The sequence below is a fragment of the Microbacterium sp. NPDC089189 genome, assembly GCF_040685095.1.
Taxonomy (GTDB): domain Bacteria; phylum Actinomycetota; class Actinomycetes; order Actinomycetales; family Microbacteriaceae; genus Microbacterium.
The window spans coordinates 57183-79285 of record NZ_JBFBHG010000007.1; the positions used below are offsets into that span (position 1 = coordinate 57183).

The following is a 22103-nucleotide window of genomic DNA, read 5'->3' on the forward strand; positions in this document are numbered from 1 at the left end:
TCGTCCGGCATCAGCGGTACTCGCAGCACGCCGGCGCACGACGCCTCATTCGGTAGAGCGTGCGTCCCCCCGGCGCGTGCTCGGGAAAGGACGAGCCGTGAACGGCAGCAACACGATGGACGGCCCGAGGCCCAGCGCCGACGGCGACGTCCCGCGAGGAGACGCAGACGCCTTCGATCTGCGCGACGACGCGGACTACTTCGAGGACGAGTCGCGGATCGAGTTCGAGCGTCGCTTCGGCCGGTCGGGCTCCGCGCCCGGCAACGCGCCCCACATCGAGGCGGGCGCCACGCATCCGATCAGCAAACCCATCCCCATCCCGAGCTTCCGCCCCTGGCGCGGAGGTCGTCCCACCCCCTGACGCGGGAGGCGGGACGCGCGCACTCTTCTCGGAGATATCGCCCGTTCTCGGAGGAATCCGGCGAGATCCTCCGAGAACGGCGCGATTCTCCGATGTCCGTGCGGGGGATCTAGGCCGTCGGGAGCCACACCCGCATCGTCGACGGTCCGCGGTTCGCCCAGTCGTGGTACGCCACGAGGGGCACCTCGACCATCGCGGCCGGCTCGCTGCGGTGCTCTCCGTAGGGCCAGCGCGGGGTGGGCTCGGGGCGCACCCCGGCCCGCACCCAGACGCGGCCGTCACGCTCGACGGGGGCCGTCCGGGCGTCGATCACGACGCCGGCCACATCGCCCTCGGCGGGGAGGTCCACCGACTCCACGGCGAGCACCTCCGGCCCGCGTTCCACGGCCACGGTCCCCCGCACGGCGTCGATCTCGGCCGCGGGGTGGCTGAATCGCGGGGCGAGGGGGAGGGTCAGCTCCACGACGTCCCCCGCCGCGAACGCCCGGCGGACGGAGACCGCGCCGGGCTGCGACTCCTCGCTCGGACCGTCGCCGATCCGCACGGTCGCGCCCGCCGCCCACGCCGGCACGCGCAGCGTCAACGTCCACGGGTCGTCTGCGCTCTCGCGCACGACGAACCGCACCGTCCCGGAGGACGGGTAGTCCGTCTCGATGTCGACCGCGATCCTCCGGCCGTCGTCGAGCGTCGTGCGGATCTCGGCGGGCGCGAACTGATGCACCTGCACGCCATCGGTGTCGCGGGTGGCGACGTACGCATCGAGGCTGGCGAGCGTGCGCGCCACGTTGGGCGGGCAGCACGAGACGTCGAACCAGGGTGCGCGCAGCGATGACGACGCCCGGGGCGACGTGCCCTCCGGGTCGGCGGGCAGCCCGGGCACCCGCTGATGCAGCGTGTTGGCGTAGAAGAACGCCCGTCCGTCCGCGCTCGGCGAGGTCGCCACGACGTTGAACAGCGTGCGCTCGATCAGGTCGGCGTAGCCGGCGTCGCCCTCGGCGAGCAGCATCCGCCACGAGAACATGATCGAGCCGATGCCGGCGCACGTCTCGGAGTAGGCCCGGTCCGGCGGCAGCTCCCAGTCGTCGCCGAAGGCCTCGTCCTGGTGATGCGAGCCCTGGCCGCCGGTGATGTAGGTCCGGCGTCCGCGCGTGCGCGCCCACTGCTCGCGGAGGGCATCGAGGAGGGCGTCGTCGTCGTTCTCGACGGCCACGTCGACCGCTCCGGCCGCGAGGTAGTTGGCGCGCACCGCGTGGCCGCGTAGCGCCTCGGCGTCGCGCACCGGCACGTCGTCCTGGAAGTACACGCGTCCCCACTCGATGTCGGCCAGCGTGGCCCGGCCGCGGCGATCGACGAAGAGCTGCGCCTGGGTCAGATACCGCTGCTCGCCGAGGGCACGGCCGAGCTCGGCGAGCCCCACCTCGATCTCGGGGTGGCCGCAGACGCCCTGGTTGCCGTCGGCGCCGAACACCGTGCAGACCAGATCCGCCGCCCGGCGGGCGACGTCGACGAGCCCGTCGGTCGCCTCGGGGTGCGTGCGCACCCGCGCGACGGCCGCCTGGAACAGGTGGCCCAGGCAGTACAGCTCGTGGCCCCATTCGAGATCCGACCAGCGGGGCTCCTGGCCCGGGCGGCCGAAGCGGGTGTTGAGGTAGCCGTCCGGCTCTTGCGCGGCGGCGATCCGGGCGGTCACCGCGCGGAGGTCCTCCTCGAGCGCGGCGCTGCCCGAACGGCCGATCTCCCACGAGAGCGCCTCGAGGTACTTGTAGACCTCGGAGTCGGCGAACTCCCGACCGCGGCGCCCGTCGGGCAGGGTGCCCGCCGCGGCGAGGTCGAAGTTCCCGAGCCAGCCCTCCGACTCGAGCCGGCCGCGGATGTGGGCCAGGGTGTTCGCGGCGTTCACGCGCTGGCGCTCGCCCCAGAAGCCGCCGATGATGCGCGCCTCGCCGAGCCCGAGCGGGCGCAGCCGCCCGCGCGAAGGCACGGCGGGGGCGGCGACCGGGGCGGGGGTGGTGGCGGGTGCGGATGTGGTGAGGGTCATGGTCATCCCTTGAAAGCGCCGGACATGAAGCCGCGGACGTAGTGACGCTGGAGGATCAGGAAGAGCAGGACGCAGGGCAGCGCCAGCACGACGACCCCCGCCTCTGTGGCTCCGTAGTCGACGACGCCCATCACCTGACCGCGGAGGTTGGCGACCGCCAGGGGCAGCGTCATCCGGTTGGTGTCGTTGATGAGGATGAGCGGGGCGATGAAGTCGTTCCACGCGGTCAGGAACGCGAAGAGGCCGACGGTGATGAGTCCAGGCTTGACGGCGGGAAGCAGCACGCGCCACAGGGCGCTGAGGCTGTTGCAGCCGTCCACGAGGGCGGCCTCATCCATCTCGCGCGGGATCGACTCGAACGAGATGCGCATCATGAACATCGAGAACGGGAGCTGGAACATGGTCAGCACCAGGGCGACGCCGACGAGCGAGTTCTGCAGCCCGATCGCGTTGAGGATCACGTAGAGCGGGATGAGGAGCGTCGCGTACGGGACCATCAGGATCGCCAGCACGAGCAGGAACAGCAGGTTCTTGCCCGGGAACTGGAAGCGCGCGAACGCGTAGCCGCCCAGGAAGGAGGTCAGCAGCGTCAGCGTCACCGTCAGCAGCGACACGAACAGCGAGTTGCCGAGGTACGTCCAGATGCCGGCCTGGAAGTTCGCCAACGACGCGTAGTTGCCCAGGCCCCATCCGTCGGTCTGGCTGGTGCCCGCCTGCGGGCTGAACGACGCGACGGTCGTCCACACGAGCGGGTAGAGGAAGATGATCGCCAGCGCACCCGTGAACACCACCGACGGGATGCCCCAGAGCAGGCGCTGCGCCTGCGGGCTGCGCCTGGGCGGGGTGCCCCGCAGATGCGGTGCGGTGATGACGCGGGTCGACGTCGATTCGGTCGTGACCATGGCTCAGGCCTCCTCGGGCTTGCGGAACGCCCGCAGCTGGACGACGTTGATGACGATGAGGGCCGCCAGGACGATGACCGACAGGGCGCCGGCGATCCCGAGGCTGTTCTGCCCCTGGAAGGCGACGTTGTAGATGAGCTGCACGATCGTCATCGTGCTGTTGTCGGGCCCGCCCTTGGTGAGGATGTAGAACTGGTCGAACGCCAGCAGCGAGCCGGTGACGCACATGACGGTGGTGAGCGCGAACGTCGGGCGCAGCAGCGGCATGGTGATGTGCCGGAAGGTCTGCCAGCGGGAGGCGCCGTCGATGCGCGCGGCCTCGAAGACGTCGTCGGGGATGCCCTGCAGGCCCACGAGCATGAGCAGCATGTAGAAGCCGGCGTAGCGCCACACCACGAGGAAGACCGTGGACCACAGCGCCCCCTCGGGGGTGCCGAGGAACGTGATGCCCCACGACGCCATCAGGTCGGCGAACGGACCCGCGAAGGGCGAGTACAGCACGTAGAACAGCAGGGATGCCGAGGCGAGACCGAGCGCGCTCGGTAGCAGGAACGCGGTGCGGAGGAACCCCTTCCACGCCGTGGACTCCTGCACGAGCAGCGCGAGGCCGAGCCCGAGGCCCAGCAGCAGCACGGTCGTGATCGCGGTGTACAGCAGCGTGAAGCCGATGGCGTCCCAGAACAGGCGGAGGTTGACCGCATCCACGTAGTTCTCGGGGAAGTTCGGACCCATGTTGCCGCGCAGCAGCGGCCAGTCCGACCCCGACATCTGCAGCACGAGCACGAGCGGGATGAGGAAGAGGGCGATGACGAACAGGGCGGTGGGGGCCGCGTACAGCCAGCCCTGCAGAGGGCCGCCGAGCGCGGAGCGCGCGGGGCGTACCCGCAGACGCCGGAGGGGAGGGGAGAGGGCCACGTCGCTCCTAGGGAGAAGGGCCGGCGGGGCGCGCCGGACGACGCGCCCCGCCGGGAGAGGGATTACTGGCCGAGGATCGCGGTGATCTCGTCGTTGTCGCTGTCGATCTCCGCGCCGTCACCCATCACGGCGCCGCGCACGAGCGCGAGCCAGGGGCTGCCGGGAGCGTTGAACGCCTGCTGGAAGTTGATCGCGACGGGGGTCGAGCCCTCGCCGGCGACCTCGTTGATCGTGACCAGACGCGGGTCGGCGGCGGCGTACTCGTTGTTCGCGAGATCGACGCGGGACACGGCGTTGCCGTCCTTGGCGAGAACCTCGACCTGGGCGTCCTCGGACATCATCCACTGCAGGAAGTTCCAGGCCTGCGCCGAGAGCTTCGAGTCCTTCGAGATGCCGATGCCGTCGCCGCCCGCGAAGGTCGACGCGCCGCCCTCGAGGCCGGGCAGGCCCGCGACGCCCGCGTCGAACTCGAGACCCGAGAGGAGGGTCGCGGGGTACGGCATGATGCCGACGTTGCCCTCCTGGAACTGGGCGACCCACGTCGCGCCGGTCTCCTCCTCCGAGCCGGGCGCGATCGCGCCGGCCTCGTAGAGGTCCTGCCAGATGCTGTAGACGTCCTTGGCGGTGTCGCTGGCCAGCAGCGACTCGGTGCCCTCGGGGTTCAGCACCTCGGCGCCCGAGGCCCAGATCGTCGGGAACCAGGTGAACAGCAGGCAGCCGCCGCAGTTGAGTCCGGTGGAGGTGCCCGAGACGCCGTCCTTGCCGAGCGCCTGGACGGCCTTGGCCGCCTCGGCGAACTCCTCGAGCGTGGCCGGTGCCTTCTCGGGGTCGAGGCCCGCCTCGGTGAACAGCTCCTTGTTCCACATCAGCATCGACAGGTCGAGGACGAAGGGCAGGACGTACTCGCCGCCCTCGTAGGTGCCGGCCGAGAGGTGGCCCTGGTTGATGTCGGCCTTGTAGTCGAGCTGGTCGATCTGCGCGGTGATGTCCTGGAACAGGCCCTGCTCCACCCAGTTGGGCACGTACACGATGTCGGCGGCGAACAGGTCGGGCAGGCCGCCCGAGCCGGCGGCGGCGCCCACCTTGGCGACGTAGTCGTCGTTGGGGACGACCGTGAGCTCGACCTGGTTCTCGTGGCTGGCGTTGTAGGCCTCGACGAGGAGCTTCGCCTGGCGCTCCATCGGGGCGCGGGTCCAGAGCGTGAGCGTCGAGCCGTCGTCGATGCCCTCGGCGGGGATGTCCTCGGGCGCGGTGGTGCCGCCGCTTCCGGCGGCGCATCCGGCGAGGCTGCCCACCAGCACTCCGGCGGCGACGATCGACGTCATCGTCCGCAGCACAGTGCGGCGTCGGGGTTGAGTCATTGCGTTCTCCTCTTGCTCTTCGTCGAGCGGGTCCGGCGGCGTAGCCGGACTCGTACCGCTGTGGTTCGGGTCGGGATTATCGAAACGAGCGAAATCCCTTTCGGGAAGCTATCCTGACTCGAGGCGGTGGTCAAGATGCATCGTCGGTCACAGTTGGATAACGGAGATTTCGATGGCACCGAGCGAAGGCGGCGCACGCGCGTCCACGCTGAGCGACGTCGCGCGGCGTGCGGGCGTGTCGATCGCCACCGCGTCCAAGGCGCTCAACGGCCGGGGGGATGTGGCCCCCGCCACCCGCAAGCGGGTCACCGAGGCGGCGGAGGAGCTCACCTTCACGCCCAACGCGATGGCGCGCGGGCTGCTGGCGGGGCGCACCGGCACCGTCGGGCTGCTCACGAGCGACCTCGAGGGCCGCTTCATGATCCCGATCCTGTCGGGTGCCGAGGACGCCTTCGGTGCGGGTCAGGTCAACGTCTTCCTGTGCGACGCGCGCGGCGACGCGATCCGCGAGCAGCACCACCTGCGGGCGCTGCTGAGCCGACGGGTCGACGGGATCATCGTCGTCGGGCGGCAGACCGATCCGCGGCCGTCGCTGGGTCCCGACATCCCCGTCCCCGTCGTCTACGCCTACTCGCCCTCCGACGACCCGCGCGATCTCTCACTGACGCCCGACAACTACGCGGGCGGACGGCTGGCGATCGAGCACCTGCTCGCCACCGGACGCCGCCGGATCGCCCACATCACGGGCGACCCGCTGTACGCGGCGGCGCAGGACCGCCTCGCCGGGGCCAGGGCGGCGCTGGAGGCGGCGGGGCTCGCGCTGGTCGGCGAACCGATGTTCTCGGGATGGAGCGAGCACTGGGGGCGCGACGCCGCCGCCATGCTGTTGGCGCAGCATCCGGACGTCGACGCGATCTTCTGCGGATCCGACCAGATCGCCCGCGGCGTGCTCGACACGGCGCGGGACCTGGGGCGGCGGGTGCCCGACGACCTCGCCGTCATCGGCTACGACAACTGGGAGCTGCTCGCGACGGGGTCGCGCCCCGAGATCACGAGCATCGACGCCAACCTGCAGCAGCTGGGCCGCCACGCGGCGCAGCGCGTCTTCGACGCCATCGACGGCGTCGACATCGGCGCGGGCACCCATCACACCCTGGTGCGCCTCATCATCCGCGGTTCCACCATCGCCCGCCGCTGAGCGGCGGCTCACGAAAGCCGCGAAACCCTTTACGGGCTTCCGGTGCCCCCGTGCGGGCGCCTGCGCGCCGCGGATCTCTCGGAGAATGCCGCCGTTCTCGGAGGATTCGGGCGGGATCCTCCGAGAAACGCGCGATTCTCCGAGAAACGAGCGGATGCCGGGCGCGGGGCCCTGTCAGTCGCTCTGTCAGACCTCGTCGCGCCAGGAGTGCTGCGGGCGGTAGCCGAGCAGGCGCTGCGCCTTCGCCGTCGAGAACAGGCTGTCGTTCACGCCCAGCTCCCCGCGGATCTCGACGCCCGGGAAGACCTCGGCCACCAGCTCGGCGTTGGGGCGGCTCATGACCGTGTCGGGGGAGGCGATGAGGAAGCGGTCGAAGCCGGCCGGGGCCACCTCGAGGGCGCGCAGCACGGCGTGCGCGCCGTCGCGCGCGTCGATGTAGCTCCAGAGGTTCCACTTGCGCGCGCGGACATCCGCGTCGAACGAGGGGAACTCGGCGTAGTCCTCGGGGACCATGACGTTCGAGAAGCGCAGCGCCGTGATCGAGAGCTGCGGGTGCCACCGCACGAGCTCGATCGCCAGCTGCTCCTCGAGGGTCTTCACGAGCGAGTAGACCGATTCGGGTCGCGCGGGGTACTCCTCGTCGACCGGCAGGTAGGGCGGCGGGACGTCGAACGGCAGACCCTGCACGGTCTCGCTGGATGCGGCGACGATCCGGTCGATGCCGAGCCGCGTCGCCGCGTGGAACACGTTGAACGTCGCCGCCATGTTGTTGTGGAACACGGCCACATCCGCGCGGATGCCGGGGGCCGGGATCGCGCCCAGGTGCACCACGGCGTCGACACCGTCGTGCCGATCGCCGACGCTGCCGAGCGCGTCGACCACCTGCCCGTAGTCGGTGAGGTCGACCTGGACGAAGTCGGGGCCCCGTTCGCCCACGACGTCCAGCCCGATGACCCGGTGTCCGGCGTCGCGCAGTTCGCGCGCCACCACTCGTCCGAGCTTTCCCGATGATCCCGTCAGTGCGATCCGCATGGGAACAGCGTCGCACACCTCGCGCGTGTTGACGTGAACACCGCCGCGTGGGCAATCGTTCTCCGGGCGTTCACCGCGGCGTCCCCGGGCGACATCCGACCGCGTTAGCTTTCTCGGCGGCCTGCCCGAGGCCGTCCGAGGCCCGCTCGAAAGGACCCCGCCCCGCCATGAAGCTCCCCTCCCGTCGTGTGATCAGAGGCGCCGTCGCGACCGCGGCCGCCCTCGCGATCACGGTGGCCGTCGCCGCCCCCTCCCTCGCCACCCCCGAGACGGACGTCGCGATCGTCGACCCGTCCGCCGCGGTCGGCACGATCCCGTCCTGGGCGGAGTTCGCCCCCGCAGCCGTGGATGCGGCCGCCACCGACCCGGCGCTCACAGCCGCCCTCGCCCAGCAGGTCATCGCCGAGGCGCGCACCGGCGGCTCCGCGGCCTTCGCGGCCGACAGCCTGCCCGCCTCGGCAGCGCTCGTGCGCTCCCACTTCGCCGACCTGGTGCCCGCCGGATCGACGGTGCTCGCCGCGGCCGGCAGCACCGACCGCGCCCTCGTCGCGTACAGCGCCGGCACGGCGAGCGTCGTGTACGCCAACCCCACCACGAGCCCGGCCTCCGTCGACATCGACCTGCGCTCCTTCGCCGAGCCGGCCGGCGCCGTGACGACCGTCCACGCCGCGGACGCGGCGGGTGCCCTGGTCGCCGCCGCGCCGGTCGCCGTCGGCGCGGCGGGGGTCGTCTCGCTGAGCGTTCCCGCGCACGGCGTGATCACCGCGGTGACCACAGGCCTCACCGAGCGCGCGAGCGCCGCCCCCGCCGCGCGGGTGGCCGAGGCCGCCGCATCCGATCTGGTCGGCGAGCCGCAGCTCACGCTCATCGAGAGCGTCCACGCGCCGGGCAAGGTCATCGAGCTCGGCAACGAGGCGGCGCAGCAGACCGGGCCCGCCGGTGCCACCTGGACCGCCGAAGCCGCCGTCTTCACGCTGGCCACGACCCCCGGGCCGCTGCAGGCGCAGGCCGTGACGTTCTACCCGGTCACGGGCGCCGCGAACACCTTCGTGATCGTCGCTCCCGACGGCCGCGTGCTCGCCCGCCGTACCAACGGCGACCCGAACGAGCGTTACCTGGCCCTCCGTGACGTCACGATCGACCAGGCCGCCGTCGACCCCTACGCGCAGTGGACCGTCGTCGCCGGCGCCAACGGTGTCAGCTACTTCCACAACGTGCAGCGCGACAGCGGAGGACGCGTCGCCGGTCTCGACCTCTACAACTGGAAGACCGCGGACGGCTCCGAGGTGCAGACGTACGACGCCGGCACGGCCGCGGTGCAGCAGTGGCGCGTCCACCCGCTCACCGCCGCGGTGCCCCCCGTCACCGGGGTGACCGAGCGGGGCCTGGCGCCGAGCCTCCCGCGCACCCTCACCGCGACCTACCCGTGGGGTCGCCGCGCGACGCTGTCGCCGATCGTGTGGGAGGTGCCCGCCGCATCCGCGTGGGATGCCGAGGGCACCGTCACCGTGCCGGGCAGCGCTGCCGGCTACTTCGGCGAGACCGTCGCCGTCGAGGCCGTCTACACCGTGGGCTCCCTGCAGTCGGAGGTGGCCGCCGCCCTCTCGGCACCGGCGGGTGTCACGATCAAGGAACTGCAGATGCGTGCGCCGCGCACCGTCTCGCGCGCCGTGTCGGGCAGCGACCAGAGCGTCACCGCCCCCGTGACCTGGGACTGGGCGCGGGTGTCGGATGCCGACTTCGCCGCGGCCGGCACCGTCATCGTGCCCGGCATCGCCGGTCTCGGCTTCTCGGCCACCCTCACGATCACCGTGCAGCCCGCGACCACGGTCAACCTGCTGCGGCAGGGCGGCGTGCACTACGACTACACGCACATGAACGGCGGCTCGTTCGGCCTCATCGACGGCAACCGCAACGTCCAGGGCTTCGACGACTGGCGTGCCGGCGGAGCGGTCAACCGCGTCAACCCCAACACGGTGTCGTTCTTCTTCGACGAGCCCCGTCAGGTGACCGGCGCCTCGGTGTTCGACATCGGCGGGCGCGACAACGTCGGCGGCGTGACGGTGCAGTACCGCACGCTCACCGGCGGATGGGTGGACCTCCCCGCGGGCTCCCAGGCCTGGCCGTACGTCAACACGACCCCGCAGCTGCGCCTCGAGGTCACCGGCGAGGCCGTCGTCGCGACCGGCGTGCGCGTGATCATCACGCACAAGTCGGACGCCACCTGGATGTCGCTGTCCGAGGTCGAGGTCTACGGGCCGGCGGTCGCGCGATGATCCGCCGTGCATCCCGGGGCGCAGAACCCGCCCCGGCCCCCACAGAAGAGAACGTCCCTTCATCCGAAGAAGCGAGTCCTGTCATGCGATCGACCTCCCGTCGCCGCCCCGCCTTCCGTGCCGTCGCGATGCTCGCGCTCGCCGCAGTCGCGGGATCTACCCTCACCCTGGCCGCCGCTCCCGCAGCGACCGCCGCCGTGCCCGACGCGCCCGAGGGCGACCGGTCGAGCTTCGTGCTGCCGATCATCCCCGACACGCAGTTCTACTCGCGCTACAGCGCCTCGCAGTTCATGCCGCAGTACGGCACGAACCCGTTCGAGGTGCAGACGCAGTGGATCGTCGACAACCAGGACGAGCTCAACATCCCGTTCGCGGTGCACGTGGGCGACGTCGTCGACCAGGAATGGGTCACCGGTGAGTGGGATGCCGCTCAGAAGGCGATGAAGATCCTGTCGGACGGCGGGGTCGACTACTCGATCCTGCCGGGCAACCACGACGTGTCGAACCAGGGCGCCCGCTCCTCCGAGGGCATCTCGGGCAACTACCTGTCGCGCTTCAACACGAACGCGATGCGCGCGCAGGCCGGCGACGCCCTCATCGGTTCGTTCCAGAACGGCCTGTCGACGGCGTACCTGTTCGAGGCGGAGGGGCACCAGTGGATGTCGCTCGCCGTCGCCTGGAACGCGTCGGACGACACGTTCGCGTGGGCGCAGGGCATCCTCGATGCGCACCCCGGAGTGCCGGTGGTGCTGTCCTCCCACGCGATCATCAACATCGCGGAGGACCAGCAGTCGCCCGCCCCGTGGTGGTTCGGCGACCTGCTGTGGGACCGCCTCATCCGCGGCAACGACCAGATCATCGCGACGGTGAACGGCCACTTCCACGGCTCGACCATGCAGACCCGCACGAACGACGCGGGCCACCCGGTGTACCAGCTGCTGACGGACTACCAGATGGCCGCCGACGGCGGCAACGGCATCATGACGCTGCTCGAGTTCGACCTCTCGAACGACCGCATCGACGTGGAGACCGTCTCGCCCTGGGTCACGCGCAAGCACGCCGACTCGATCGGGTCGTCCGACACCCCCGTGCTCGACGGCACCTGGCAGTCGTTCAGCATCGACTTCGACTTCGGCGCCCGCTTCGGGTGGACCGTGGACCCGGCGGACGAGACGAAGCCCGATCTGTCGGAGCGCGCCAAGGAGATCGTCTCCGAGGGCTGGGACGACAGCGGCAACGGCGGCGCGCAGGCACCGGCCGGCAACGCCGCGGACTACGTCGAGGTCGACGGCACGGTGGCGCACTGGCGGTTCGGCGACCTGGCCGAGGGCGTGGTCGATGAGAACACCGTGATCCCGGATGTGGCGGGCGCGAGCCCGATGCACCGCAACGCGATCGACCAGACCGATGCCCCCGAAGAGCCCGAGGACGTCACGGTGTCGCACACCAACCGACCCTTCTACTCGTCGGACTTCGGCGCCGTCTGCTTCTCGGATGTGGGGCGCAACGCCACCGGACCCGACCGCATGTCGTTCCTGCAGACCGAGTACGGCGCCCCGGCGACCTTCGCCGACCTCGACGCCGAATCCGGCTACACGATCGAGACGTTCCTGCAGCTCGACGCCGACTGGACGGAGGGGGCGAACCGCTGGAGCAGCGCCCTCACCCGGGGCGGTGCGCGCCAGTGGATCGGCATCCCCGACGCGTCGGACCCGGGCGCGGGCGCGGCGTGGATCGGCATCTCGAACCTCCGCGAGTACCAGTACTCGGCGGGCGACGCGCGCACCGGCGCCTCGTACACGCTGTGGTCGGGCGAGATCATGCCCAGCGCCTGGCACCACGTCGCCATCGTGAACGACCCGGCCGCGCGCACGGCGATCATGTACGTCGACGGCGTGCCGGTGCTGCGCAACGCCTCGGGCGTCGCCGGCATGAAGGCGGCCGACTACATGCCGTGGGTGCTGGGTGCGTCCACGTGGAACACCGAGCCCGACCACGGGTGGCACGGCTGCATCGGCGAGACCCGCATCGTCGATCGGGCGCTCACCAGTGGCGAGTTCCTCACCGCGCGCGCCGACATCGACGCCGACGGCGAGAACTTCTCGCTCACGACCGACACGGCCACCGCGCGCGATCACGACGCCGTCGTGGCCGAGCTCTCCGGCACCGGCTTCGCGGGCGCCCAGGTGCGCGTCGAGCGCGCGGACCGCGTGGTCGGCACGGCGACGGTCGCCGCCGACGGATCGTGGACCGTGCCGCTGGACGAGCCGTTCGCCGGCACCGGTTCGCACGCGTTCGAGGTGGTGCAGTCGCTCGGTGAGCGCGACGGCCGCGCGTTCCAGGCGGTGCTGACCATCGGTGCACGCGGCCCCTGGTCACCGGTCGACACCGACCTCACGCCCGAGACGGACGGCCTCATCCAGGTGACGCCCGAGACGTTCGTCGCCGGGCAAGCCATCACGATCTCGCTGCCGGCCGGGCACGACGGCGAGCGCGTGCACGCGTTCCTGTTCTCGGAGCCGACCGCGCTCGGGGCGGCCACCGCCGAGGCGGGCACGGCACGCCTGGTGACGCCGACGAGCCTCCCGACCGGCGCGCACCGCCTGGCGCTGTACACGGCCGACGGCGACCTGATCGGCTGGGATGCGGTGACCATCACCGCGCCGGTCGACGGCGGCACGGGCGGCGACCCGGTCGGCGGCGGCACGGACGGCGGCGCCGCACCGGTCGACTCCGCATCGCCCGCCGAGGGCGCGCTCGCGGTCACCGGCCTGTCGGTCGGGGTCCTGCTCCTCCTCGTGATGGCGGGCGTCGGCGCCATCGCCTTCGGTGTGGCGGGCGTCCTCCGCCGCCGTCAGGAGGGCTGACCCGGTCCCGCTAGCGGGGGAGGCGGAGGACGGCGACGGTGCCGGTGTCGTCGGGGCTGTGCACGCGCAGCTCGCCGTGGTGGCTGCGCACCGTGCCCATGGCCTGCGTGAGGCCGAGTCCGAAACCGCCGATCGCGTTCTCGTGCGCGTAGCGCCCGCGCATGAACGGTTCGAAGAGCAGGTGCTCCTCGTCGGCGGGGATGCCGGGGCCGGTGTCGGAGACGCGCAACTCCACCGCATCCGCGTCGCCGCGGAGCGTGACGACGACGGTCGATCCGTCCGGGGAGAACTTGATCGCGTTGCCGATCAGCGCGTCCACGGCGCGGGTGAGGCGGGCGCCGTCGGCGCGCAGGGTGAGCGAGGTCGGGCCGTCCACCGCGATCGCGATGCGGCGCCGGGAGGCCGCCGCGCTGCGCCTCGCGACCGCGACCGTCACGAGCGCGGCGAGGTCGGCGGGCTGCAGCACGGGCTGCGGCTCGACCTCGCTCGCGGCGGCGATCTCGTCCATCCGATCCGACAGGCGCTCCAGGTTGCGGTGCAGGACGTCGAGCCGGCGCGACCGCGGGTCGCCCGCGAGATCGTCGGCCAGCAGGTCGAGGTGCCCGAGGAGCGGGGTGAGCGGGGTGCGCAGCTCGTGCGAGACGGCGGCGAGGAAGTCGTGGCGCATCTGGCGACTGCGTTCCTCCTCGGTCACCTCGCGCGTGACGAGCATCGTGCCCATCATCTCTCCGTCGGAACGCACGACGTGGCGGGAGGACTTGGACAGGGCGACCTGGTTGCCCGGGCCGCCGACCCAGACGGTGCGCGTCGTGCGCTCCACACCCGCGGCCGCCGCCAGGATCACGCGCTCGTCGTCGGGCAGGAGTGTGTGGCGATCGCTCTGGAACACGGGCACGGTCTCGGCGCGGATGCGCGGGGTGGCCAGGCGGATGCCCTCGAGCTCGGCGAAGCGGTGCGCGGCGGCGTTCGCGGTGCGCAGCGTGCCGTCGGGCGCGAAGACCGCGATCCCCAGATCCAGGCTGTCGATGATGCTGCGCGACAGCGCCGACCGGTCGGCGGCGTCGTCGGCGGCGGTCGCCTTCGCGGCCAGGGTGGCATCGAGCAGGTCGCGCTGACGCTGGAACGCCTGCGCCCCCACGTTGGTGGCGATCGCGAGGATCACGAGGGCCACCGTCGGAAGGGACTCCTGCAGGAGCTCGACCCGGCCCGTGACCCACTCGCCGGTGATCGCGCGCGGCACGACGCCCAGCAGCACCGCCGAGCCGATGCCGAGAAGCGCGCCCCAGCGGGGGAAGCCACCGGCGAGCCACACGATGGGCAGCACGGCGAAGAGCGAGATGGTGGAGATGGAATCCAGCATCCCCGTGCGCATCATCGTGATCGCGGCGATGTCGGCGAGGAGGACACCGAGGGTCCACGCGGCCCGACGCCCGTCGGACGGCCGTGTGAAGGAGGCGACGAGGCCGGCCAGGAGCAGGACGATCGCAGCGGTGAGCCACACGGCGTGCGTGACGGCGACGTCGAGCGCGCCGAGCGCGGCGTAGACGGCGAGCGTGGCGATGAGCAGCGTCACCTGCATCCCGGAGAGAGCGGTGAAACGTGTGCGCTCGAGCACGCCCATGGTCTGCCCTTGCCTTCCCTCGGCGAGTGCTCTGTGATCGTGACCACAGACACCATCGCGACGATTCTATGTGCGGTGGCTCTCACGTACCATGACGACGGAGTGCAGGAGGAACGTGGAGACGACGGCGAGCGGCGTCGCGTTGGTCGTGGTGAGCGTCATCGCGATGTTCGTGGTGCTCGCCGCCTTCGCGTGGGTGCGCGGTGCGGCGCGGTCCCCGGGTGCGTTCCTCGTGTTCGCGATGCTGGCGGCGGTCGCCGCGACGTTCTCGAGTCTGTTCTACGTGGTCTACTTCGCGGCCACCGCCGCCCCGCTGACGCTCGCCGTCGGCGACACAGCGATGGTGCTCGCGCCGGCGCTGCTGTGGGTGGCGATCGGGTCCATGAACGGGCGTCGACGGTGGCGGTTGTGGGTCGTGCTGCTGGCGGGCGTCGGCATGTTCGTCGTGTCGCTCACGACGAACGAGGTCGTCTCCTCGGCGACCAAGATCGCGCTGCTGCTCATCGGGTGCCTGCTCGGCGCCCTCGAGGCGCGGATCGGGGCGGCGCGCACCCGCCGCGGCATGCCGGTGGTCACGGTCACCCTCGTCGCCTACGCCGTGTTCTGCATCGGGCGCATCGTGTCGCTCACCGCGGGCGGGCTCGACGGCGAGGTCTACTCGGCGTACTTCTCCACCGGCCCGACGACGGTCGGCGGTGTGGTCACGATCATCCTGCTCGCGTTCGGAGTGCTCCGCGCCGCACAGGACGACCGGGTCACCCGCGACGTGCAGCGCCGCTCCGTGCGCGAGAACCTCGTCGCCCACGCCGCGCAGATGCTCGCCGAGCACGGCGCGGTCGCCTGGCGGGCGGTGTCGGTGGCCGAGGTGTCGCTCATGCGCGAGTCCTTCGGGCAGGACTATGTGGATGAGGCGGAGCTGGCGCTGCTGACGGCCTGCCGCGACAGTGCGCCGGATGCGATCGTCGGGGTCATCGCCCCCGCGCGCATCGTGATCGTCGACGTCCCCTGGTCGCGCGATCTCGTGGTCGAGGAGGTGCGCACCCGCTTCGCCCGCGCATCGGATCTGCTGCGCGAGCTGTACGTGCCCGAGGTTGAGATCGATGCCGTCGTCGTGACGACGACCGCCGAGCTGGATGCGGTGGCTCACGCCTGACGTGCACGACGCCCCCGCTGCGGGGGCGAGCGGGGGCGTCGTGTCGCACATGCCGGATTACGGCAGGGCGGGGAACAACGGCGGCGACGTGCGCGCCTTCGTCGTCTGCTCGAAGTCGTACGCGAGGCCGAGGAGCGTCCCCTCGGCGAAGTCGCGGCCGAGGAACTCGAGGTTGGTCGCCACGACGGAGCCGGCCTGGCCCGCACCCGCTGCGCTCATCGGCACGGTGACCGCCGGCATCCCCGTGTTGGGGCTGAGGCGCATGTTGGTGCCGATCGTGCCGTAGGCGGCCGTCGACGGGTAGACGATGGCGTCCAGGTCGAGGTCGTCCATCAGCTGCGTGACGAGCGTCTTGCCCGCGGCCAGCTGGGTGGTGTGGGTGCCGGTCGGCCCCGCCCACTCCAGGTACTTCTCCGGGGTGACGGCGTTGCGCTGCTCGTACACGCCCTTACGGGACGTGACGTAGTTGCCGCCCGCGAGGATCGCGTCGATGCTCCGCGTCTGCACGTCCGGGTCGAGGTGCACCCTGATGTAGTCGTCCAGGTCCTTCTTGAACTCGTTCGTCGATCCGGAGGGCTCTGCGAGGACCGCGGCGAAGCCGGCGGGAGGGGTGACCTCGACGACGGTCGCTCCGCGGGACTCGAGCACGGCGCGCGTCGCGGCGAACCGCTCCACCATCGCGGCGTTGCCGAGCATGCTGGGGATGTAGCCGATGCGGGCGCCGTTCAGGGATTCTCCATCGAGCGACGATGTGTATGAGGCCGGCACGAGCCCGGTCTGGCGCGCGGTGACCGCGTCCGCCTCATCCACGCCGACGACCGCGTCGAGGGCGACCGCGGCGTCGAGCACCGAGCGGGCCATGGGGCCGCCGGTGTCCTGCGACAGGGCGAGCGGCACGATGCCGTCGCGGCTCGCGAGACCGACCGTCGGGCGGATGCCGACGAGCTGGTTGTACGAGGACGGCACGCGGATCGATCCGCCCGTGTCGGAGCCGAAGCCGATGCCGGCGAGGTTCGCGGCGATCGCCGCACCCGTTCCGCCGCTCGAGCCGCCGGCCGTCTTCGAGGTGTCGTAGGCGCTCGCGACGAGCGTGCTCGCCCCGGGCTGCTGGAAGGAGGTGAACTCGGATGCGAAGCCGTAGGCGAACTCGTCGAGGCTGGCCTTGGCGAGGATCACCGCGCCGTCCGCCCGGAGGCCCTCGACCATGTGCGCGTCGGTCGAGGTCTGGTTGTCGTTCCAGCAGCCGCATCCGGCCGTGGTGACCATGTCGACGGTGTTGTAGTTGTCCTTCAGCGCGATCGGAACACCGAGCAGCATGCTGGTCATGCCGCTCTCGGCCCGCGTCGCGTCGGCGTCCGCCGCAGCCGCGAGGGCGACGGAGCTGACCGTGATGATCGAGTTCAACGCGCGCGTGGCGCCGGGCACCACGGTGCGGTCGTAGGCGGCGATGCGGTCGATGTAGTCCTGCGTGATCTCGACGGATGTGGTGACACCGGCGTTCATCGCGGCCTGCATGTCGATCACGCTCGCCTCGACGAGGGTGAACGGGCCGTCGTCGTAGATCATGCGCTGCGACAACGCGGCGAGGTCGGCGACCGTGAGTGCGCCGTCGTCGTCGGTGTCGAGCACCGCGATCTCGGCCCAGCCGGCATCGGCGCTGGTGGTGCCCAGGGCGGCTGCGGCGACCGCGAGGTCGGCCTCGGTGACCTGGTCGTCGCCGGTGACGTCGAGCTCGGTGTAGTACGGCGCGAGTATCGCTGCCGCCGGTGCGGCGGGCGCGGGGGCGGCGAACGCGGGGGCGACGGCCGTCACCGCCAGCGCGGTTCCGGCGATCGCAGCCACCGCGATCGTGCGGCGTGCGGGGGTGGCCATGACGGCCCTCCTGACGGACGGGGCAGCGCTGCTGCCGAGGGCGGGGAAGGGGGAGCGGGCGTTCCAGGTCATCGCGTGGCCGCCCGTCGACGGATCACCAGGACGACGCCGAGGGCGACGAGCGCGGCGGCGACGGCGCCGGTGACGAGCCATCCGGTCGCGTCGGCGCCGGTGACGGCGAGGGGATCGGTGGGGGTGGTGTCGGTGACCGGCAGGGCGGCTCCCGGGTCGGTGCCGGTGCCGGGCGAGGGCTCGGTGGGGCCGGGGACGACGGGGGCGGCGGCGATCGTGGTGATCGCCTCGAGGCCGGTCGTGTCGATCGGCGTCGACTCTCCCTCGGTGCCGATGAGGGTTCCGCCGGTCACCGCGATGCGGGCGTCGCCCGCGGCGAGCGTCGTGAACGTGACGCTGGCGAGCACCTGCTGTCCGGCCAGCCCGGGCGAGGTGCCCAGGCGGGTGTGGGTAAGCGACACCGTGCCGGCCTCCGTGCTCGCCGCGGCGAAGCCGCCGTCGGGGGTGATCAGGCTGCCGGCGTCGAACGCGAGCAGGGCCGGGTCGAACGAGACGACGAGGTCGTAGGCGAACAGGTCGGCGGTCGTCTCGGCGGCGATCGTGACCGTGAGGGTGTCGCCGGCCGTCGCCGTCGCGTCGGTGCCGATCGTGAGTGCGCCGGTCGTCGCGGGGGCGGCGTACGCGGCGGGCGCCGCGACGAGCGCGGCGCCGAGCAGCGCGCCGGTGACGGCGAGCAGCGCCGTCCAGCGTCGGCTGCCGCGGGCACGGCGGAGAGTGCGTTCAGGCATGCGGGAGCAGGGTCCTTCCGGGTGGGATGGTGCGCATCGGGTTCGGGGGTGGTGGTGCCCTCGCAGCTTGGCGGTGTCGTGTTACCGGTCCCGGCAGCCCCGTGTTTCCGCCGTGTGAATCTTGTACTGACCAGTTCAGCCGCCCGACGACGGAGCGCCGCCCCCCGAAGAGGACGGCGCTCCGTGTGCGCGGGTCAGGCGTCGGCGCGGGCGCGACGTCGACGGACGTAGAGCAGCGCTCCACCCGTTCCGAGCAGGCCGGCCGCGGCCAGCAGCATCCAGCCGAAGCCCTCGGCGCCGGTGACGGCCAGCCAGTCCGGCGTGGTGCCGCCGGTGGCTCCGGAGCCCGTCCCCTCGGCACCGGGGCCGCCGGCGACGGGTGCCGCGGCGATGGTCACCTCGAGCTCGTCCGAACGCGAGGCCGAGGCCACATCCGTCCGAGCGAACTCGGCGGCCACCGCGTACGTGCCGGCCGCGAGGCCCTCACGCAGCGTCAGCGTCGCGACCCCGTCCACCACGTCCGCCGTGCCCAGCACGGTGCCGTCGGTGAAGGTGACGGTGCCATCGGTCTCGGCGCCGCTCACCGTCGCCACGAAGGTGAGCGGACCGCCCGCGACCAGCGCGCTGCCCGATGCGAGGGCGAGCGTGGTCGAGGTCGGCGCGAGGATCGCGAGCGTCGTCGTCTGGACGCGAGCCGAACCCGCACCCGTCGCGCTCACCACCTGCGCGCCGAGGGCGGCGTCGTCTGCCACGGCCAGCGTGAAGATCGCGACACCGTCGCGATCGGCGATCACCGTGTCGAGCGTCGCGTCGCCGAGCGCGAAGTCGACCGCCTCGCCCGCCCGGAAGCCCGAGCCGGTGAAGGTGACCTCGTCGCCGGGAGCGGCCTCGAGGGTGGATGCCGCCAGCTCCGTCGGCTCGAAGGATGCCGCCAGTTCGGCGCACGCGTCGCCCTGCACGCCGACGGGAGGAAGCTCCACGCCCGGGCTCGTCACGCCGTCGTCCTCGCGGACGACGAGCTGCCCGAACGCCGCCGCGCCCATGACCGCGTTCTGCGTGTTGGTGACGCTCACCGTGTAGCCGGTGGCGCCGACCGCGGAGGGCGCGTCGTCGCCGACCGTGGGCACGCTGACCACGCGGCACGTCTCGCCCGGCGCGAAGGTGACCGCCTGGACCGCGGCCGAGACGGCGCCGGCCGCGACGAGGCTGACGTACCCGGTGACCGCCTCGGCCGCGGGGGCGTCCAGGTAGGCGGCGATCGCCGCCGTTCCCGGAGCGTCGCCCTCCTCGATGCGCGTGGTCGCGATGTTGACGGTGGTCCGGGTCTGGACCACCGTGGTGCCCAGCGACGGGGTGTCGAAGGCGAGATCCGAGAGGAACACGCCGCCCGCCCCGGTGCCGTCGGCCCCGACGCCGGCCGTGAAGCGCACCTCACGGACGTCGGTCAGGTCGATGCCGGTCATCTCCGAGGTCGGGATGGTCAGCTGCTGCAGCACGATCTTGTTCAAGGTCGCGTGCGTGCCGCCCGGGAGCCGGTTGACCGCGAGCGGGTTGACGCTCGACGCCGGAACGCTGAACGTCGCGCCCGCCCCATCCACGACCGTGATCGTGAAGTCGGTTCCCGTCGCCACCGACAGGACCGGAGCGGCCTTGACGGTCAGCTGCGCACGCTGCGAGACGTCGCGCTGAGCGGCGGGGATGCTGACGCGCAGCTCACCGGTGCTGGGTGCGGCCGGCGACGAGGCCGAGCCGTTCCAGACGAACTGCGACACCGGGTACGCGGGGACGTTGAGGCCGAAGCGCACGGGGGTCCAGTGCGGGACGCGGGAGGTGCCGACCTCGCGCGGGGTGCAGTACGGGACCGAGGGCGAGATCGACGATGCGGTCTCGGCGTTCGCGCAGACGGCGACGGAGGCGCTGCCGGCGGTGCGCACCAGCGGTCCGGCGCTCGCGAAGTCGGTGACGAGCGTGGTCGCGGACTGCGGCTGCGACGCCATGATGCGCACGTCGGCGAACGTCGTCGCGGCCGTGGACGGGGTCGCCGAGCCGTCGAACAGCGGCTGGAACTGCGTCTCGCCGCCCATCGTGAGGCGGAAGAACCCGGTCATGTACGACACGCCGACCTGGTACTGCTGGGCCGCCGTGAGACGCGAGGAGTCGCGGGTCGAGCAGCTCGACGTGGTGTCGTTGCGGTTCCAGTCGTCGCCCGTCGAGTACGGGTACAGGCCCGGGGTCCACACCGTGTTGAAGAAGTTGTGGTTGGCACCCATGACCCAGACGGCGGAGCGCAGCACGTCGTCGCCGAACGCGTGACGCGAGTCGTCGACCATGTGCTGACCCTGCTGGTTCGAGACGTCGCCGTCGCAGTAGGGAAGGAACACGCCGAGCGGGACGTCCGGGAGCGTCATGCGCCCGAAGTCCACCGGCGCGAGGGGCAGGACCGACACGATCCCGTACGGATCGGCCAGGCCCTGGTTGAGGGTCGCGGCCGAGACCACGCCCTCGCCGCCGCGCGAGTGGCCCATGAGGCCGACGGTGTCGAGGTCGAACCGCCCCTGCAGCGACGCGGCCGTCACGCCGGCGCCGGGGGCGGGCATGTCGGTGCGCGTGGTGGCGTAGCGGAGGGCGTCGTCGAGCGAGCGGGTGACGGTGGTTGTCGCCCCCTCGGCGTCGGCCCACGAGATGTCGTCGAACGCGACGGCCTCTCCCGCGTTCGCGCTCTCGAGCATGGCGAGGGTGTCGAGCACGAGCTGGCCGCGCGCCTTCGCGCCGTAGTCGAGCGCGAGCTGGTTGTCGTTCGAGTTGACGGCGTTCGCGGCGATCGAGAGCACGTTGTAGCCGTGCGAGGCGAGCGCGCGGCCGGTGCCTTCATACCCCTGGTAGGAGCGGACGTTGACCTGGTTGGGGCCGCAGGGCCAGCGCAGCGGGTTGCTGGTGCCGGTGGCGCAGGATCCGTGGCGGCCGTGGAGGAGGATCACCGTGGGGCGCTCCCCGGGTGCGTCGGTGAGGTACATCTTCCCGGTCATCTCACCGCGGATGCCGCCGATGCCGGCGAGCTCGACGGCGCGGTCGCCGAAGTCGTACTCCGCCTCGGTCACGGCGAAGGCGCCGGGCGTGCTCGGCTCGTCCACCGCCGCGGCGGGGGCCAGTCGGCTGAGCTGGCGCATCAGCTCGTCGTTGGCCGGGTCGTCGACGATCTCGGCGCCCGAGGACTCGGGGGCCTTCTCCTCGTCGCCGGATGCCCAGCCCTTCTCGACGTCGCGGGCCGAGGCGACCTTCGGGTCGGCGGTGACCACCGACAGCGACCGGCCGTCGGCCGATTCGGTGGCGAGGCCGAGGGTCACGCCGTCGACGACGAGCGTGGGCGCATCGGCCACGATTGGCAGCGGCTCCGAGAGCTCGAAGGTGACGATGTAGCCGCCGGGGGCGCTGACGACCGACCAGTCGTCACCGGAGGCGACGGTGCCGTCGCCGGGGGCGGCGACGGCGGCAGGAGCGCAGCTCAGAGCGAGCACGGGTGCGACGACGGCTGCGGTGAGCGCGAGCCATCGAGTGCGCGGGGACAGGGGTTTTCTCACGGTTCTCCGATGTGGAAGAGCGTGCGGGCGCGCGGGACTCTCGCCGGTGCGACGCAGGGATGGGGTGGTGGGACCTGAGACCGGTCCCATGGAGAGGCTATGAATCACCGATGACTCACCTATGCCGTT

14 protein-coding genes are annotated in these 22103 nt (G+C 71.9%); 5 read left to right on the forward strand and 9 right to left on the reverse strand.

Features of this window, described 5'->3' with window-relative positions:
- Positions 1 to 97 precede the first annotated feature (97 nt).
- Positions 98 to 361 carry a hypothetical protein gene (locus tag AB0N73_RS05755; RefSeq protein ID WP_363561296.1) on the forward strand — a complete coding sequence of 88 codons (264 nt, stop codon included), beginning with the start codon at positions 98 to 100 and terminating at the stop codon, positions 359 to 361.
- A 109-nt stretch (positions 362 to 470) separates the two neighbouring features.
- Here the strand turns inward: AB0N73_RS05755 and AB0N73_RS05760 are convergent, their stop codons facing one another.
- From AB0N73_RS05760 to AB0N73_RS05775, 4 genes are all read right to left on the reverse strand, one after another.
- A complete protein-coding gene (locus AB0N73_RS05760) occupies positions 471 to 2399 on the reverse strand; it encodes a beta-L-arabinofuranosidase domain-containing protein (RefSeq protein WP_363561298.1) in 1929 nt (642 codons plus the stop codon).
- Positions 2400 to 2401: 2 nt separating this feature from the next.
- Positions 2402 to 3301 (reverse strand): carbohydrate ABC transporter permease, encoded by a 900-nt coding sequence (locus tag AB0N73_RS05765; protein WP_363561300.1) that lies wholly within the window; start codon positions 3299 to 3301, stop codon positions 2402 to 2404.
- 3 nt (positions 3302 to 3304) lie between these two features.
- Positions 3305 to 4216 carry a sugar ABC transporter permease gene (locus AB0N73_RS05770; protein WP_363561302.1) on the reverse strand — a complete coding sequence of 304 codons (912 nt, stop codon included), beginning with the start codon at positions 4214 to 4216 and terminating at the stop codon, positions 3305 to 3307.
- Between the two features lie 62 nt (positions 4217 to 4278).
- On the reverse strand, positions 4279 to 5577 hold the full coding sequence (locus AB0N73_RS05775; RefSeq protein ID WP_363561304.1) for a sugar ABC transporter substrate-binding protein: 1299 nt from the start codon (positions 5575 to 5577) through the stop codon (positions 4279 to 4281).
- A gap of 172 nt (positions 5578 to 5749) precedes the next feature.
- Between AB0N73_RS05775 and AB0N73_RS05780 the strand changes: the two genes are divergently transcribed.
- Positions 5750 to 6775, forward strand: coding sequence for a LacI family DNA-binding transcriptional regulator (locus AB0N73_RS05780; protein ID WP_363561306.1), 1026 nt, complete (start codon positions 5750 to 5752; stop codon positions 6773 to 6775).
- 186 nt (positions 6776 to 6961) lie between these two features.
- Here the strand turns inward: AB0N73_RS05780 and AB0N73_RS05785 are convergent, their stop codons facing one another.
- Entirely contained in the window at positions 6962 to 7807 is an 846-nt protein-coding gene (locus AB0N73_RS05785; RefSeq protein ID WP_363561308.1) for an NAD(P)-dependent oxidoreductase, read from the reverse strand.
- 167 nt (positions 7808 to 7974) lie between these two features.
- On the opposite strand from AB0N73_RS05785, the gene AB0N73_RS05790 reads away from it, so the two are divergent.
- Both AB0N73_RS05790 and AB0N73_RS05795 read left to right on the forward strand, forming a co-directional pair.
- The gene (locus AB0N73_RS05790; protein WP_363561310.1) at positions 7975 to 10083 is read left to right on the forward strand and encodes an Ig-like domain-containing protein; all 2109 of its coding nucleotides are present in this window, start codon (positions 7975 to 7977) and stop codon (positions 10081 to 10083) included.
- Positions 10084 to 10166: 83 nt separating this feature from the next.
- Complete coding sequence (locus AB0N73_RS05795) at positions 10167 to 12950, forward strand: LamG-like jellyroll fold domain-containing protein (protein WP_363561312.1); 2784 nt, start codon at positions 10167 to 10169, stop codon at positions 12948 to 12950.
- Between the two features lie 10 nt (positions 12951 to 12960).
- Here the strand turns inward: AB0N73_RS05795 and AB0N73_RS05800 are convergent, their stop codons facing one another.
- Positions 12961 to 14571 (reverse strand): ATP-binding protein, encoded by a 1611-nt coding sequence (locus AB0N73_RS05800; protein ID WP_363561314.1) that lies wholly within the window; start codon positions 14569 to 14571, stop codon positions 12961 to 12963.
- Positions 14572 to 14686: 115 nt separating this feature from the next.
- Between AB0N73_RS05800 and AB0N73_RS05805 the strand changes: the two genes are divergently transcribed.
- The gene (locus AB0N73_RS05805) at positions 14687 to 15724 is read left to right on the forward strand and encodes a hypothetical protein (protein WP_363561316.1); all 1038 of its coding nucleotides are present in this window, start codon (positions 14687 to 14689) and stop codon (positions 15722 to 15724) included.
- A 57-nt stretch (positions 15725 to 15781) separates the two neighbouring features.
- Here AB0N73_RS05805 and AB0N73_RS05810 read toward each other — a convergent pair whose 3' ends face one another.
- The 3 genes from AB0N73_RS05810 to AB0N73_RS05820 all read right to left on the reverse strand — a co-directional run bounded on the left by AB0N73_RS05810 (position 15782) and on the right by AB0N73_RS05820 (position 21974).
- The gene (locus AB0N73_RS05810; protein ID WP_363561318.1) at positions 15782 to 17596 is read right to left on the reverse strand and encodes an amidase family protein; all 1815 of its coding nucleotides are present in this window, start codon (positions 17594 to 17596) and stop codon (positions 15782 to 15784) included.
- A 68-nt stretch (positions 17597 to 17664) separates the two neighbouring features.
- On the reverse strand, positions 17665 to 18396 hold the full coding sequence (locus AB0N73_RS05815) for a cohesin domain-containing protein (RefSeq protein ID WP_363561320.1): 732 nt from the start codon (positions 18394 to 18396) through the stop codon (positions 17665 to 17667).
- Positions 18397 to 18590: 194 nt separating this feature from the next.
- Entirely contained in the window at positions 18591 to 21974 is a 3384-nt protein-coding gene (locus tag AB0N73_RS05820) for an Ig-like domain-containing protein (protein WP_363561322.1), read from the reverse strand.
- Between the last annotated feature and the right edge of the window lie 129 nt (positions 21975 to 22103).